This window comes from uncultured Amnibacterium sp., from assembly GCF_964244015.1.
Lineage (GTDB): Bacteria > Actinomycetota > Actinomycetes > Actinomycetales > Microbacteriaceae > Amnibacterium.
This window is the reverse complement of record NZ_CAXTHO010000013.1, coordinates 13,707-28,203: the sequence shown is the minus strand read 5'-3', so window position 1 is coordinate 28,203 and position 14,497 is coordinate 13,707. Positions and strand designations below refer to the sequence as shown.

15 protein-coding genes and 1 pseudogene are annotated in these 14,497 nt (G+C 72.6%); 14 read left to right on the top strand and 2 right to left on the bottom strand.

The genetic code is table 11. The features are described 5' to 3' along the window. Window position 1 precedes the first annotated feature (1 nt). Entirely contained in the window at window positions 2–817 is an 816-nt protein-coding gene (gene rsmI / locus ACFE67_RS03030) for a 16S rRNA (cytidine(1402)-2'-O)-methyltransferase (protein WP_375405398.1), read from the bottom strand. A 22-nt stretch (window positions 818–839) separates the two neighbouring features. Between rsmI and ACFE67_RS03025 the strand changes: the two genes are divergently transcribed. Genes ACFE67_RS03025 through ACFE67_RS03015 form a run of 3 tightly spaced genes read left to right on the top strand, consistent with a single transcriptional unit; the run spans window position 840 to window position 3,917 of the window. Beyond that, window positions 840–2,459, top strand: a complete 1,620-nt coding sequence (locus ACFE67_RS03025) for a dolichyl-phosphate-mannose--protein mannosyltransferase (RefSeq protein WP_375405397.1) — start codon at window positions 840–842, stop codon at window positions 2,457–2,459. A 44-nt stretch (window positions 2,460–2,503) separates the two neighbouring features. Continuing rightward, window positions 2,504–3,658, top strand: coding sequence for a MalY/PatB family protein (locus tag ACFE67_RS03020; RefSeq protein ID WP_375405396.1), 1,155 nt, complete (start codon window positions 2,504–2,506; stop codon window positions 3,656–3,658). Further along, window positions 3,645–3,917 carry a hypothetical protein gene (locus ACFE67_RS03015; RefSeq protein WP_375405395.1) on the top strand — a complete coding sequence of 91 codons (273 nt, stop codon included), beginning with the start codon at window positions 3,645–3,647 and terminating at the stop codon, window positions 3,915–3,917. The genes ACFE67_RS03020 and ACFE67_RS03015 overlap by 14 nt, the downstream gene beginning before the upstream one ends. 69 nt (window positions 3,918–3,986) lie before the next feature. Here the strand turns inward: ACFE67_RS03015 and add are convergent, their stop codons facing one another. Continuing rightward, window positions 3,987–4,970: an adenosine deaminase gene (gene add / locus ACFE67_RS03010; protein ID WP_375405394.1), complete on the bottom strand. Its 984-nt coding sequence runs from the start codon at window positions 4,968–4,970 to the stop codon at window positions 3,987–3,989. A gap of 57 nt (window positions 4,971–5,027) precedes the next feature. Between add and ACFE67_RS03005 the strand changes: the two genes are divergently transcribed. From ACFE67_RS03005 to ACFE67_RS02955, 11 genes and pseudogenes are all read left to right on the top strand, one after another. Beyond that, window positions 5,028–5,999 (top strand): aldo/keto reductase, encoded by a 972-nt coding sequence (locus ACFE67_RS03005; RefSeq protein ID WP_375405393.1) that lies wholly within the window; start codon window positions 5,028–5,030, stop codon window positions 5,997–5,999. A gap of 67 nt (window positions 6,000–6,066) precedes the next feature. Continuing rightward, window positions 6,067–6,393 carry a PadR family transcriptional regulator gene (locus ACFE67_RS03000; protein ID WP_375405392.1) on the top strand — a complete coding sequence of 109 codons (327 nt, stop codon included), beginning with the start codon at window positions 6,067–6,069 and terminating at the stop codon, window positions 6,391–6,393. After that, a complete protein-coding gene (locus ACFE67_RS02995) occupies window positions 6,390–7,709 on the top strand; it encodes a hypothetical protein (protein ID WP_375405391.1) in 1,320 nt (439 codons plus the stop codon). The genes ACFE67_RS03000 and ACFE67_RS02995 overlap by 4 nt, the downstream gene beginning before the upstream one ends. A 178-nt stretch (window positions 7,710–7,887) precedes the next feature. Next, window positions 7,888–9,472 (top strand): annotated as a pseudogene (locus ACFE67_RS02990) (ATP-binding cassette domain-containing protein). Then, entirely contained in the window at window positions 9,453–9,791 is a 339-nt protein-coding gene (locus ACFE67_RS02985) for a TraR/DksA family transcriptional regulator (RefSeq protein WP_375405390.1), read from the top strand. Before ACFE67_RS02990 ends, ACFE67_RS02985 begins: the two are co-directional and overlap by 20 nt. 106 nt (window positions 9,792–9,897) lie before the next feature. Beyond that, window positions 9,898–10,218 carry a hypothetical protein gene (locus ACFE67_RS02980; protein WP_375405389.1) on the top strand — a complete coding sequence of 107 codons (321 nt, stop codon included), beginning with the start codon at window positions 9,898–9,900 and terminating at the stop codon, window positions 10,216–10,218. Between the two features lie 105 nt (window positions 10,219–10,323). Then, a complete protein-coding gene (locus tag ACFE67_RS02975; protein ID WP_375405388.1) occupies window positions 10,324–11,505 on the top strand; it encodes a sensor histidine kinase in 1,182 nt (393 codons plus the stop codon). Continuing rightward, entirely contained in the window at window positions 11,502–12,164 is a 663-nt protein-coding gene (locus ACFE67_RS02970) for a response regulator (RefSeq protein WP_375405387.1), read from the top strand. The genes ACFE67_RS02975 and ACFE67_RS02970 overlap by 4 nt, the downstream gene beginning before the upstream one ends. Next, entirely contained in the window at window positions 12,164–12,670 is a 507-nt protein-coding gene (locus ACFE67_RS02965; protein ID WP_375405386.1) for an AAA family ATPase, read from the top strand. Before ACFE67_RS02970 ends, ACFE67_RS02965 begins: the two co-directional genes overlap by 1 nt. 157 nt (window positions 12,671–12,827) lie before the next feature. Further along, window positions 12,828–13,169 (top strand): nuclear transport factor 2 family protein, encoded by a 342-nt coding sequence (locus ACFE67_RS02960; RefSeq protein WP_375405385.1) that lies wholly within the window; start codon window positions 12,828–12,830, stop codon window positions 13,167–13,169. Next, window positions 13,166–14,392, top strand: a complete 1,227-nt coding sequence (locus ACFE67_RS02955; RefSeq protein WP_375405384.1) for an FAD-dependent oxidoreductase — start codon at window positions 13,166–13,168, stop codon at window positions 14,390–14,392. The genes ACFE67_RS02960 and ACFE67_RS02955 overlap by 4 nt, the downstream gene beginning before the upstream one ends. Window positions 14,393–14,497 lie beyond the last annotated feature (105 nt).

Sequence of the window (14,497 nt, the reverse complement as noted above, 5' to 3'; positions counted from 1 at the left end):
ATCAGCGGGAGGCGAGGGCCGCGTCGTAGAGGGACTTGCGGGAGAGGCCCGTGGCGGTCGCGACCTCGGCGGTCGCGTCCTTGAGCTTCGCGCCGCCCGCGACGAGGGCCTGCACCTGCGCCAGCGCGTCGACCGAGTCGGCGGCGACAGGAGGGACACCCGCGAGGACGACGACGACCTCGCCGCGCACGCCTCCCTCCGCCCAGGCCGCGACCTCGGCGACGGTGCCGCGCACGACCTCCTCGTAGAACTTCGTCAGCTCGCGCGCGACGACCACCTGGCGGTCGGGCCCGAAGACCTCCACCATCGCCGCGAGCAGCGACGCTGTGCGGTTCGGCGACTCGAACAGCACCGTCGTGCGCGGCTCCGCGGCCAGAGTCTGCAGGAACCGGCGCCGCTCCCCCGGCTTCCTCGGCGGGAACCCCTCGAACACGAAGCGGTCCGTCGGCAGCCCGGACAGCGCCAGCGCCGTGAGCACCGCGGAGGCACCCGGCACCGCGGTCACCGGGACACCCGCGTCGACCGCCGCGCGTACGACCGCGAACCCGGGATCGGAGACGGTGGGCATCCCCGCGTCCGAGACGAGGACCACCTCCCCCTCCCGCGCCGCGTCGAGCAGCTCGGCGATCCGCGCTTTCTCGGTGTGCTCGTTCACCGTGACGAGCCGAGCGCGGGTCTCGACGTGCAGCCCGGCGAGGAGGCGCTGGGCGACGCGGGTGTCCTCCGCGGCGATGACGGAGGCGGAGGCGAGCACCTCTATCAGCCTGCGCGAGGCGTCGCCGAGGTTCCCGATCGGGGTTGCGGCGAGCACGAGCATGCCGCGACCGTATCCTTCCTCCGTGTCGCAGGCCGTCGCCCCCGTCGCCGAGACGGCCGCTCCCACGGGCCTGTTCGACCGCATCTCGGACTGGGCGCGCTACGGGCCGCCCGCCGTGCTGCTCGTCGCGGCGGTCGCGCGGCTGGCCGGTCTCGGCTACCCGAAGCACCTCGTGTTCGACGAGACCTACTACGTGAAGGACGCGTGGACCCTCGCGCACCTCGGGTACGAGGGCAGCTGGACCGATGCGCCCAGCGGCTTCACCGGCAAGAACGCGGTCAACGACGCGTTCGAGGCGGGTCAGGTCGACTTCTTCTCCTCCGCCGCCTCCTACATCGCCCACCCGCCGCTCGGGAAGTGGATCATCGCGCTCGGCGAGCTGGCGGCGGGAGGCGCGCAGAACTCCTACGGCTGGCGGCTCTCGGTCGCGGTCGTCGGGATCCTCGCCGTGGCGCTGATCATGCTGATCGCGCACCGCATGTTCCGGACCCCGCTCGTGACGACGCTCGCCGGCGGGCTGCTCGCGATCGACAACCAGGCGATCGTGATGTCCCGCGTCGGGCTGCTCGACAACATCGTGATGTTCTTCGCCCTCGCCGCGTTCGCCTGCGTGCTCGAGGACCGGTTCTTCGCGGAACGACGCCTCGGCGCCTGGCTGATGCGCAGGAGGCGCGGGATCGGCGACTGGGGGCCGACCCTGCTCTGGCGGCCGTGGCTGATCGGCGCCGGCGTGCTCTTCGGCCTCTGCTGCGCGGTGAAGTGGTCGGGCATCTACTTCCTCGCCGCGTTCGCGCTCTACGTCGTCGGCACCGACCTGCTGCTGCGGAGGCGCGCCGGTGTGCGGTTGTGGGCGTGGGCGGGCCTGCTGAAGCAGGCGCCCGTCGTGTTCGTCAGCATGATCCCGACCGCACTCGTCGCCTACCTGGCCGGGTGGACCGGCTGGTTCGTGACCAGCGGCGGCTGGGACCGGCACACCATCGAGGACGGCGGGACGAAGGCCGCCACGGGATTCTTCGCGTGGGTGCCGATCCCGATCCAGGACCTGTGGGCGTGGACGTCCCAGATCTATGCCTTCCACACGGGGCTCGACACCCCGCACCCCTACAAGGCGCCGGCAGCGCTCTGGCCGATCATCGCCAGGCCGACCTCGATGTACTGGGACGCCACGTCTGCAGGCCGATGCGGCACCGGGAGCTGCGTGTCCGCGATCACCGACCTGCCGAACCCGCTGATCTGGTACGCCGCGATCGCCGCCTCCATCTACCTCCTGGTCCGTTTCGTCCGGAAGCGGGAGTGGCAGGCGGCGCTGATCCTGATGGGGTTCGTCGGCGGCTACCTGCCGTGGCTGCAGTACCCAAACCGCACCATGTTCTTCTTCTACTCGATCGCGTTCGAGCCGTACATGCTGCTCGCGCTCGCCGCGACGATCGGACTGCTGGTGGTCCGACCACCGGGCGCGGACTCCGCCGACGAGCTGCTCGCCGCGGAGTCGTCCTACGGGCTCCGCGTGCGTCGCACCCTGGTCGCGGTGTTCGTGGTCGCCGCGGTCGCGCTCAGCGCCTTCTTCTTCCCCATCAGCGCCGGGCTGCCGGTGCCCTACTGGTTCTGGCATATCCACATGTGGTCGCCGACGTGGATCTGAGCAGCAGCTCGTGAACGGCAGCTCGTGAACGGCAGGGTGGGGGCGTGAGCCTCCCGTTCGAGACGCCGGACATCGCCGAGCTGCGGGCGCGCGGCGGGATGAAGTGGGCCGCGTTCCCGGAGGCGATCGGCGCGTTCGTCGCGGAGATGGACTTCGGGCTCGCGCCCGCGATCCGGCGGACGCTGCACGAGCAGGTGGATCTGGCCCGCACGGGCTACCTTCCCCGGGCCGCGAGCGATGCGCTCGCCGACGCCACGGTCGCGTGGTGCGCGGACCGGTTCGACTGGGCGATCCGGCCGGACAGGGTGAAGCCGGTCGCGGACGTGCTGGCGGGGCTCGACCTGGTCCTGCGGCGCTACTCCGACCCGACCAGGCCGGTGATCGTGAGCACGCCCGCGTACATGCCGTTCCTGAAGATCCCGGAGCTGATGGGGCGCCCGATCATCGAGGTGCCGAGCATCGCGGTCGACGGCCGCTCCGAGCTGGACCTGGCGGGGGTCGCCGCGGCGTTCGCGGCCGGCGCGGACACGTTCGTGCTCTGCAACCCCTGGAACCCGGTCGGGCGGGTGCTGACCCGGGAGGAGCTCGTCGCGCTGAGCGAGGTCGTCGACGGGTTCGGCGGCCGGGTGTTCGCGGACGAGATCCACGCACCGCTCGTGTTCGGGCAGCACCGGCACATCCCCTACGCGAGCGTGAACGCGGTCGCCGCGAACCACACGATCACGGCGGTCAGCGCCTCCAAGGCGTTCAACCTGCCCGGCCTGAAGTGCGCGCAGCTGATCCTGTCGAACGACGCGGACGCCGAGCGATACGGGTCGGTCGCCGGGCTGGCCTCGCACGGTGCGAGCGGACTCGGTGTCGCGGCGACCACGGCCGCGTACCGGGAGAGCGGCGAGTGGCTCGACGCGGTGCGGGGGTACCTCGACGTGTCCCGTCGGCGGCTCGGCCTGCTCCTCGACGAGCGGCTGCCGCAGGTCGGGTACCGGATGCCGGAGGGCAGCTACATCGGCTGGCTCGACCTGCGAGCGCTCGACCTCGGCGAGCTCCCAGCCGACGTGATCCTCGAGCGGGCCGGCGTCGCGCTCACCGACGGCGCCGCATGCGGCGAGGCCGGCCGCGGGTTCGCTCGGATCATCCTCGCCACTCCGCAGCCGGTGCTGGACGAGATCGTCGACAGACTGGCCCGTGCGTTCGGCTGAGGAGGAGGTCGTCCTCACCTCGCGCCGTGCGAGCGTGCTGGGCGGCGGAGCGTGGTCGCCCGGCCGGCTCCGGATCAGCGATCGGCTCGTCCGGTTCACCTCGCACGACGGCGCGGTCGTCGAGGTCGCGCTGACGGACGTGTCCGCCGTGCGCCTGGCGCGCCTCCCGCGTCGCGCCCTGGTGCTGACGACGCCGGCCGGCCCCCTCCGCCTCCGCTGCTTCGCGATGTCCGCGGTCGCGGCACTCCTGCGGTCCTGACGCGACTTTTCGTCTTTCAGGAGTTTTGGCTGCGGCGAAGCCGCGCCAAAACTCCTGAAAGACGAAAAGTCAGGAGGCGAGCCAGGCGTCGACGCCGGCGAGGCCGCGGGCCTTGACCTCCTCCGGGGCGCCGGACTTCGCGAGCGAGGCGCGCGCGCAGCCGGCGAGCTGCTCGTCGGTCAGGCCGAGGCGTGTCCGGCTCAGCTCGTACTCCTCCAGCACGTTCGGGCCGAACTGCAGCGGGTCGTCCGCGTTGATCGAGCAGGTGACGCCCGCCGCGAGCAGCGCGGGCAGCGGGTGGTGCTCGAGGTCCGGGACGACGTGCAGCACCACGTTCGAGCTGGGGCACACGTCGAGGCAGACGCCGAGCCGCGCGACCTCCGCGGTCAGCTCGGCGTCCTCGATCACGCGGACGCCGTGCAGGATCCGGTCGGAATGCAGCACCTCCACCGCCTCCCGCACCGATTCCGGTCCGACCAGCTCGCCCGCGTGCGGGGTGATCAGCAGCCCGGCGTCGCGGGCGATGTCGAAGGCGGGGGCGAACGGCGCCGCCGGGAAGCCGCGCTCGTCCGCGTGGAGGCCGTAGGAGACGACGCCGCGGCCGACATACGAGGCCGCCAGCCGCGCGTCCTCGATCGCCAGCTCGACCGACATCGTGCGGGCGGAGGCGATCATCGCCCGGATGACGACCCCGGTCCGCTCCTCCTCGCGCTGCGCGGCGGCGAGCAGGAAGTCGAGCGCGACCGCCGCGTCGTCGCCGAACAGGTGCGCGTGCAGCACCGGCGCGAGGGTCACCTCGACGTAGACGACGCCGTCGGCCTTCGCGTCGTCGGCCAGCTCGGTCATGATCCGCTCGAGCTGCTCCGGTCGGCGGATCAGCCTGAGGACGTCGCCGTACGCGTCCTGGAAATCTGAGAAGTCGGCGAAGTCCGCCCACGACGGCACCGGCTCGTCCGCCTCCGCGGCGAGGTCGCGCAGCGTCAGCGGGCGCGTCGACGCCTCGAAGTGCAGGTGCAGATGGCCTTTGGGCAGCAGAGCGAGATCGCGGGTCACCCCTCCACTCAACACGGTCCATGTTTCGCGAAGCCACAGGGGCGCAGGCTGGCCTCCATGCAGTACACACACTTGGGCCGCTCCGGCCTCTCCGTCTCCCGCCTCGTGCTCGGCACCATGAACTTCGGCATGGAGACCGAGGAGGCGGACAGCTTCCGCATCATGGACGCCGCGCACGCCGCGGGCATCAACTTCTTCGACACCGCGAACCAGTACGGCGGCCGCAGCGGGCTCGGCGGCACGGAGACGATCATCGGCCGCTGGTTCGCCGGAGGGGGCGGGCGTCGCGAGCGGACCGTGCTCGCCACGAAGCTGTACAGCGAGATGGAGGACTGGCCGAACGGCGGCAGGCTCTCCGCGTTGAACATCCGGAAGGCGCTCGACGCGAGCCTCCGACGTCTCCAGACCGATCACGTCGACCTGTACCAGTTCCACCACATCGACCGGGACACCCCCTGGGACGAGATCTGGCAGGCGATCGACGTCGCCGTCACGCAGGGCAAGGTCCTGTACACGGGCAGCAGCAACTTCGCGGGCTGGCACCTCGCGACCGCACAGGAGGCGGCGCGTACCCGCAACTTCACCGGGCTGGTCTCGGAGCAGTCGGTCTACAACCTGCTCGCCCGCACGATCGAGCTCGAGGTCATCCCGGCCGCGCAGCACAACGGCATCGGGATCATCCCCTGGTCGCCGCTGCAGGGCGGGCTGCTCGGCGGGGTGCTGAAGAAGGAGCGGGACTCCAGCCGCCGCACCTCCGGCCGCGTGAAGGAGGCGCTGGAGGCGCACCGCGGGCAGATCGAGCAGTACGAGGACTTCGCGGACGAGCTCGGGCACGAGCCGGGCGACGTCGCGCTCGCGTGGCTGCTGCGCCAGCCGGCGGTCACCGCGCCGATCATCGGCCCGCGCACGATGGAGCAGCTCGATTCGGGCATCCGAGCGCTCGATGTGCAGCTCGACGCGGCGGCGCTCGCGAAGCTCGACGAGATCTTCCCGGGCCACAAGCCCGCCCCGGAGGACTACGCCTGGTAGGCCTGACGGCTCCTCCTCGTACCCTCCATCATCTGGAGTAGTACGCCGGGTGGAGTATGGTCGGGCCATGCGGGAACCGGAGCTCGGTGAGGTCGCCTTCTGGATCATGACCGTGCTCGCCGCGGGGCGCCGGCACGGCTACGCGGTGCTGCAGGAGGTGCAGGACGCGTCCGGCGGCGAGGTCGTGCTGAAGCCGACGACGCTCTACGCGGCACTCGAGCGACTCACCCGGCAGGGGCTCGTCAGCGCCGACGGCGAGCAGGTGCTCGACGGTCGAGCCAGGCGCTACTTCGTGCTGACCGAAGCGGGCGGATCGCGCCTGGCCCGCGAGGTGGAAGCGCTGGACGTGCGGACCCGCGCCGCCCGCACCCGGCTCTCGGCGAGACCCGCATGACGCTCGAATCGCGCTACCGGCGCCTGCTGCGCTGGTATCCACGACGCTGGCGGACGCGCGATCACGACGTGCTGCTCGGCACCCTGCTCGACGCCGCGGATTCGCGGGGCCGAACCCGGCCGAGCCTCGCGGAGGCGGGCTCGGTCGTCCTGCACGGGCTCGCGGAACGCGTGGACCGGCGCACGGCCGTGCTGGCCGCCTCCGTCGCCACCGCGATCTCCGCGGTCGCGACGGTGCTCTACTTCGTCTCGACGGACGTGGGCGGGTGGACGCTGGGTGGCTGGGCGATCCCGGTACCGCTCGTGATCGACCCGCCCCTGCTGACGCTCGTCGGGGTGGCGCTGCTCCGCGGTGGCGGGCTGATCGGCGCCCGCAGGTCCGTCGCCCTACCCGCGATCGGCGGCGTCGGCGGTGTCGCGGGCGCCGTGACGGTGACGCTGTGGGGCCTCGGATTCGATGCGGCCGAGGAGGGCCGCGCCGGTCCCGCGATGGCGGGCTCGATCACGCTCGCCTCGTTCGGCCTGGCGTGGCTCATGGTCGCCGCGCTCATCGTCGTCGTGATGCTCGCGGTGCTGCGACCGGCCGGTGAGCCGCTCTCCCTCCGGATCGTCCCGGCGGTCATCGTGGGTGCAGTCGGTGCGCCGGCGCTCGGCCTCGCGTTCCTGCAGCCGGGTGGCGCCTTCGTCTGCTCGGCCGGCGCCCTCGCCGCCGCGCTCGTGGTCGGCAGAGGACGCCCGCAGCGCTCCGCGCCTCCACCGCTCGAACGTCCACGGAGCCGACGACGCGCCGATCCGAGGGCATTCGGACTCGCGGCGGGCGGAACCACCGCGGCCGTCGCGGCCACCGTCTTCTGCTTCGCGGCCGGGCCATTGGCGCTCTTCGGGCTGGACGGCACGGGCGCGATGGCCGTCGGCCTCGGGCTCGGCGCCCTCGCGGGAATTCCGGTACTCATCGCGGCGGCCCAGTCCACCGAACCTGCTCCTGCCCGGACCGCGATCCTCCTCGCCGCCGCGGGGCTGGTCGTGAACGCGATCGCCCGCTTGCCCGGCCCGTTCCCGGCGGGCGACGGATCGTTCGGCGTGCTGATCGCCTCCGGCGCGCTACTCGCCGCAGCAGCCGCCTGGGTCGCCTGTCCCCGGATGCCGGGCCCACCACGGACGCGCGTCGTGCTCGCGGCGCTGCTCGCCGCCGGGCTGCTCGCATCTGCAGGGATCCTGCTCACGGCCGTGATGGGCTTCCTCGTGCCCGTCGTCGGCGTCGTGGTCATGATCCGGGCCCGCCGGCCGAGAACCTCCGCGACCGTCGCGACAGCCTGACCGCCGGGAGCGTTCTCCGGAGGCGGTTTCGTCTTTCAGGAGTTTTGGCGCGGCTTCGCCGCTGCCAAAACTCCTGAAAGGCGAAATCGGTGATCGCGTTGCGTCAGGGCGCTGAGTCGGGGACGCTGGTCGGCTGCTTCCGCAGTCGGCCACCGCGCCGTGAACCCCGGAGGCGTCCGTGGCGCACCTCGAGCTCGCGCACGTCGACCATGTGCTCGACGACGGTCGACCGCTGCTGGGCCTGCTCGACGGCCGGGTGCCGCTGCAGGAGGGCGCCCGCGGGCTCTCCGGGAGGCTCGGGGTGATGCGGCAGCTGATCAGCTCAATCCGCGACGACTCAACCGTCCGCGACCTGCTGCTCACGACCAGCCCGCCCGCGATCCGGGCCGCCGCCGCGAAGCTTGAGGCCGCGGAGGAAACGCGATCCTGCATGACAGCGAGCGGGCGCAGATGGACTACGCCCGAGCGCTCGCCGAATGGGGCGACGCGGGCGGGTACGACCAGGAGGTCCGCTGGGACTCCGCGACGATGGAGGCGCTGCACATCCCGTTCGAGCAGGTCCAGCACCGTCGCGCCTCCACCCTCTCGGGCGGCGAGCAGAGCGCGTCGTCCTGGAGAGCCTGTTCAGCGGCCCCGACGACGTGCTGCTGCTCGACGAGCCGGACAACTTCCTCGACGTGCCGGGCAAGGAGTGGCTCGAGCGCACCGTCCGCGACTCCCCCAAGACCGTGCTGCTCGTCACCCACGACCGCGAGGTGATCGCCCGCTGCGCCTCCGCCATCGCGACGCTCGAGCGTGGCGCCGCGGGTGCGACGCTCTGGCTCCACGGAGGCGGGCTCGACACGTACCGGCAGGCGCGGATCGACCGCAACGACCGGCTCGACGAGCTGCGCCGCCGGTGGCTCGAGGACGAGCAGAAGCTCAAGGACCTCGTCGCCATGTACAAGCTGAAGGCGTCCTACAACGACGTCATGGCATCGCGGCTGCAGGCGGCGAGGTCGCGGCTCGCGCGCTTCCAGGCGGAGGGGATGCCCGAGGCCGCGCCGATCCCGGAGCGGGTCACGATGCACCTGCTCGGCGGCCGGACGGCGAAGCGCGCGATCATCTGCGAGGACCTCGAGCTGAACGGGCTGATGAAGCCGTTCTCGTCCGAGATCTGGTTCGGCGACCGCGTCGCCGTGCTCGGCAGCAACGGGTCGGGCAAGAGCCACTTCCTCCGCCTCCTGCGCCAGATGGACGAGTTCCGGGTCGGTACGGAGGGGGTCGGCGACCCGGTCGCGCACGCTGGCATCGTGCGGCTGGGGAACCGCGTCCGGACGGGGTACTTCAATCAGACGCACCAGCACCCGGAGTTCACAGGCCGGACGCTGCTCGAGATCCTGGATGCGGGATCGGCAGACCGGACCGGCCTGGATCGCGGCGGCGCGTCCTCCGTGCTCGGCCGATACGGCCTCGTGAAGAGCGCCGAGCAGCGGTTCGAGAGCCTCTCCGGCGGCCAGCAGGCGCGGTTCCAGATCCTGCTGCTCGAGCTCGAGGGCGCCACGCTGCTGCTGCTCGACGAGCCGACGGACAACCTCGACTTCGAGTCCGCGGAGGCGCTGGAGTAGGCGCTCGGCCGGTTCGAGGGCGCCGTCGTCGCGGTGACCCACGACCGCTGGTTCGCCCGCGGCTTCGAGCGGTTCCTGGTGTTCGACGCCGACGGCCGCGTGCGGGAGGCGGACCAGCCGGACTGGTCGGTCGGACATGTCCGGCGAGCCCGCTGAGGCGCGCCTCCTGGCCCTGCGTGCGGACGCGGAGGCGGGGCTCGCCGACGCGGACGACCGCATCCGCTCGATGACGGCGGCGCGGGCGGACACCAACGCCGACGACGAGCACGATCCGGAGGGCGCCACGATCGGGTTCGAGTGGTCGCAGGCGGACGCGCTGCGCGCCTCCCTCCGGCGTCGCCTCGCGGAGGTGGACGCCGCGCTCGCGCGCATCGCGGCGGGCACCTACGGCTGCTGCGCGGTCTGCGGCGACCTGATCGCGCCGGCCCGCCTCGACGCCCGCCCCACGACGGACCGCTGCATCCGGCACGCGTGAACCCGCCTGCACGCGTGAACGCGCAGGGCGTCGGGCGCACCTGCACGTCGGGCGGGCGTTCAGGCCGGGCGGCGACGATCGGATGCCGCCGATGTAAGGAGAACAGATGCTGCGTGCCGTGTACGTCAGGAAGCTCAAGGCCGGGGTCACCGATGACCAGTACGTGGAGGCGTGGATGCCGGAGGGCACGGCCCGCGAGGACTACCCGGCGCGGGTGAGCGTCTCCCACTCGACCGTGCACGAGCGCGAGACGGTCACCGTCTTCGAGTTCGACGGCGACCCCGACCACGTGCTCGACGCCCTCGGCGCCCTGGTCCGCCCCGACTGGCGCGACCGCGTCGCCGAGGTCATCGAGGGCACCGACGTCGAGACGATCTACGTCGACACCGTCACCTACGGCTCGGTGCAGGCCCCCGCCTCCTCGTAACCGCGAGCAGAGCCGGCCGCTGCGCCTCCCCTCCGGCCTCATCCGGAAGGAGGAGATCACGGGCGCCACCGACCCCGTCGGCTTCCGCGCACCTACCCTTTCCCCGTGTTCCGTCCGATCAGCACGACGCAGAGGATCGTCGATCTCGCGATCGCCGGCGCCTTCCTGCTCGTATTCGCACTGGTGCCGTTGCGGGATCCGACGAGCCTCCCGGCGTCCTGGGCCGCGGTCGTGCTGCTCGCGGCTGCGCTCGCGGTCCGGCGCTGGTCGCCCGGAATCGCGCTGATCGGCGCGTGGGCGGGAGCGATCGCGCAGATGCTCGCGTTCGACACCCCCGCCGTCTACGACGCCGCGATCCCCGCGATCGTCTACGCCTGCGCCGCCTACGGCAGGCGGTCGGTGCGCTGGGCGGCCCTCACCTCCTCGCTCGTCGGCGCCGGGGTGGCAGGGGTGTACGTCGCCCGCTCCAGCTTCCTGACCGCGGTCACCGGCTCGATCAGCACCCTGCCGCACGCGGCGGGCTCGTTCGGGATCGTCGGCGCGCTGACCGCGGTGACCCTGCTGCTCGCCTGGACCCTCGGCCTACTGGTCGCCACCGCTCAGCGCTCGAGACGGAACCGGCAGGAGGCGGACGCGGCCGGCGAGCAGGTCGCCGCCGAGCAGGAGCGCACCAGGATCGCGCGGGACATGCACGACGTCGTCGCGCACTCGCTCGCGGTCGTGATCGCGCAGTCCGACGGCGCGCGGCTGCTGCGCCGCACGGACCCGGAGTCGGTCGACGAGGCGCTCGAGACGATCGCCTCCGTGTCCCGCGCGGCGCTCGCGGACGTGCGCGTGCTGCTGCAGCAGCTGCGATACGAGGGCACGACGAGCGTGCAGCCGGGGCTCGGCGACCTCGACGCGCTGTTCGCCCAGTTCCGCGGGTCGGGGCTGCAGCTCGAGGTCACGCGCGAACCCGACCTCGGTGCGCTCGGCACCTCCACCCAGCTCGCCGCCTTCCGGATCGTGCAGGAGTCCCTCACGAACGCCCTCCGCCACGGCGACCTGACCCGGCCCGCCTCCGTCGTCCTCGCGCTGACGCCGCACGGCCTGGAGGTGGAGGTGGTGAACGCGATCGACCCGACGTCGCCATCCCGGCCCTCCCCCGGCGGCCACGGCGTGATCGGCATGCGCGAGCGGGCCGGCGCCGTGCAGGGCGACCTGCGCGCGGGGCCGGACGGCGACACGTTCCGTGTCCGGGCGTTCCTGCCGACCTCCGCCACCGCGGCCCTGTCGATCGTCCGATGAGCATCCGCGTGGCGCTGGTCGACGACCAGCAGATGTTCCGCAGGGGCGTCTCGATGATCGTGCGCTCGCAGCCCGACCTGGAGGTGGTCGGCGAGGCCGGGAACGGCGAGGAGGCGATCGCGCTCGTTGACCGCGAGCGGCCCGACGTGGTGCTGATGGACGTGCGGATGCCGGTGCTGGACGGCGTCGCCGCGACGAAGCGGATCCTCGAGAGCGCCGCCGCGCGCGGCGAGACCGGCCCGCGGATCATCGTGCTCACCACCTTCGACCTCGACGCGGACGCCGCGTCCGCGATCCGTGCCGGCGCGAGCGGGTTCGTGCTGAAGGACGCCGACCCCGACTTCCTGATCGCGGCCATCCGGACCGTGCACGCGGGGACCGCCGTCGTGGCCGCCTCCGCCACCCGGGCGCTGCTGGAACGGTTCGAGCCCGCCGAGCGCCGCCCGGTGCCGCAGGCGTTCGGCACCTTGACCGGCCGCGAGCGCGACGTGTTCGCGCACGCCGCGAAGGGGCTGTCGAACTCCGAGATCGCCCGCACCGAGTACGTGTCCGAAGCGACGGTGAAGACCCACATCAGCAACGTGCTGACGAAGCTCGCGCTCCGCGACCGCGTGCAGCTGGTCGTCTTCGCCTACGAGAACGGCCTCGTCGACCGCTGATGCGCACCGTGTTCGTCATCGGCACGGTCGGTGTCGGGAAGACGACGACCGCCGCGGCGCTCAGCGACCTGCTCGCACAGGACGGCGTCGTGCACGCGGTCATCGACATCGACGAGACCCGCCGACTGCGCCCTCCGCCGGTCGGCGACCCGTTCCAGCTCGAGGTGCAGCTTGCGAACCTCGCGGCGATGACAGCGAACTACTGGGCCGCCGGGGCGCAGATCGTGATCGCTGCCGGCGTCATCGAGAGCCGGGAGGACCTCGACCGCTGCGCAGAGGCGGTGGGCGGTCCGGTCAGCGTCGTCAGGCTGACGGCCGAGGCGGGCGAGATCGGCAGCCGCCTCGACGGGCGTCACGCCGACGACCCGGATGGCCTCGAGTGGCACGCGCATCGGGCAGTGGAGCTGGACCGCATCCTCGACGCCGCCGCGCTGGCCGAGGTGCTGGTCGACACGACGAAGCGGACGCCTCATGAGGTGGCGCAGGCGATCCGAGCGATGCTCTGAGCCGCTGAAGCGGCGATGTACCTGCGCACCACCCGCCTCCGGAGCGAACGCAGACGCTGCTCTCGCAGTACGGCCGCACTCTCCGTTTTGTAGGCAGGACCTTCCTACAAAACGGAGAGTGCGGCGGATGTCCACCTCGGGCCGGGACGATGGGCGCATGAGCGAGAGCCTCTCCGAAGACGTGCCCGCCGCGATCCGGGCGTTCGTCGATGCGACCAACGCCGGCGACTCGGAGGCGTTCGTCGCGGCGTTCACCGAGGACGCGTTCCTGTCGGACTCGGGCCGCGAGTTCGTGGGGCACGAGGGCGTCGCCGCCTGGGACCAGAGCGACAACATCGGGCAGCGGACCCACTTCGACCTGCTCGGGGTGAAGCCCGGTATCGGTGACCAGCAGCTCATCGTCACCGTCCTGGTCTCCGGCGACGGGTTCACCGGGACCACTGACCTCGAGTTCACGGTCCGTGGGCATCGGGTCACGCGGCTCGTGATCGCGCCGTGACCGCGCGGGAGGCCGACGTGATCGTCGTCGGCGCCGGCCTCGCCGGGCTGGCGACGGCGCTCCGGCTCGTCGCGGCCGGACGCTCCGTGCAGGTGCTGGAGGCATCGGACGCACCCGGCGGCCGGATGCGCTCCGACCACGTCGACGGCTTCACCATCGACCGCGGCTTCCAGGTGCTGAACACCGCCTACCCCGAGCTGCAGCGCATCGGGATGCCGCCCGGGCTCGACCTCCGCGCGTTCCTCCGGGGCGCGCTGCTGCGCGACGCGGACGGGCCGCACCTGGTCGCCGACCCCCGCCAGGCGCCGAGCGGCGCGGTCGGGCTGCTCACGGCACCGCTCGGCAGCGCCGCCGACCGCATCCGGCTGGCCGTCTACCTCGCTGAGGTCGTCCTCTCACCGATCGGGCGCTGCCGCGGCGGCCGCGACGTCGAGCTGCGGGAGGCGCTGCGGCGGCACGGCGTCTCCGGCGATCCCGTCGAGCACTTCCTCCGCCCCTTCCTGCAGGGCGTGCTGCAGGAGCGCGAGCTGACGACCTCAAACCGGTTCGCGGCGTTCGTGCTCCGCACCTTCGCTCTCGGCACCGTCGGGGTGCCCGCGCGGGGCATGGGGGCGCTGCCCGCTGCGCTCGCGGCGAGGCTGCCCGAGGGCACGATCGAGTACGGCGCGCGGGTGGACGCGGTCCGGCCCGGCGAGATCGACGTGGCCGGGGGCACGACGCGGTCGGCGGACGCGGTCGTCGTCGCCGCCGACCCCCTCACGGCCGCCCGGCTGCTCGAGCTGCAGCCGCCGGTCATGCACGCGATCACGACGGTGTGGCACGCCGTGCCCGCGCCACCGACGCGGCGCCCGGTCATCGCGCTCGACACGGAGGGCGGGCCGGTCGCCAACAGCGTCGTGATGACGAACGCGGCCCCGGCGTACTCCCCCGACCGCCGCGCGCTGATCGCCTCATCCGTCCTCGGCGCGGAGCCGATCCCGGATGCGCTGCTGCGCTCGACCCTCGCTCGGATCTGGGGCGTGGGCACCGTGGGGTGGGAGGAGATCGCGGTCACGCGCGTGCCGGAGGCGCTGCCAGCGCTGCCGGGCGGCAGCCCCCTCCGGAAGCCGGTGCACCTGGCCGAGGGGCTGTACGTCGCCGGCGACCACCGGGACACCCCGTCGATCGAAGGTGCCCTGGTGTCCGGCCGCCGCGCCGCCGACGCCTACCTGATGGGGCGCTGAGTGCCCTCCCGCAGCGACGGCTCCCGCCTGGAGGACGGGACGGGTCGGCTCAGTGGAGTCCAACTCAGTGGGAGTCCGGGCGGCCCGCGTCGCGGCCAGCGCGGC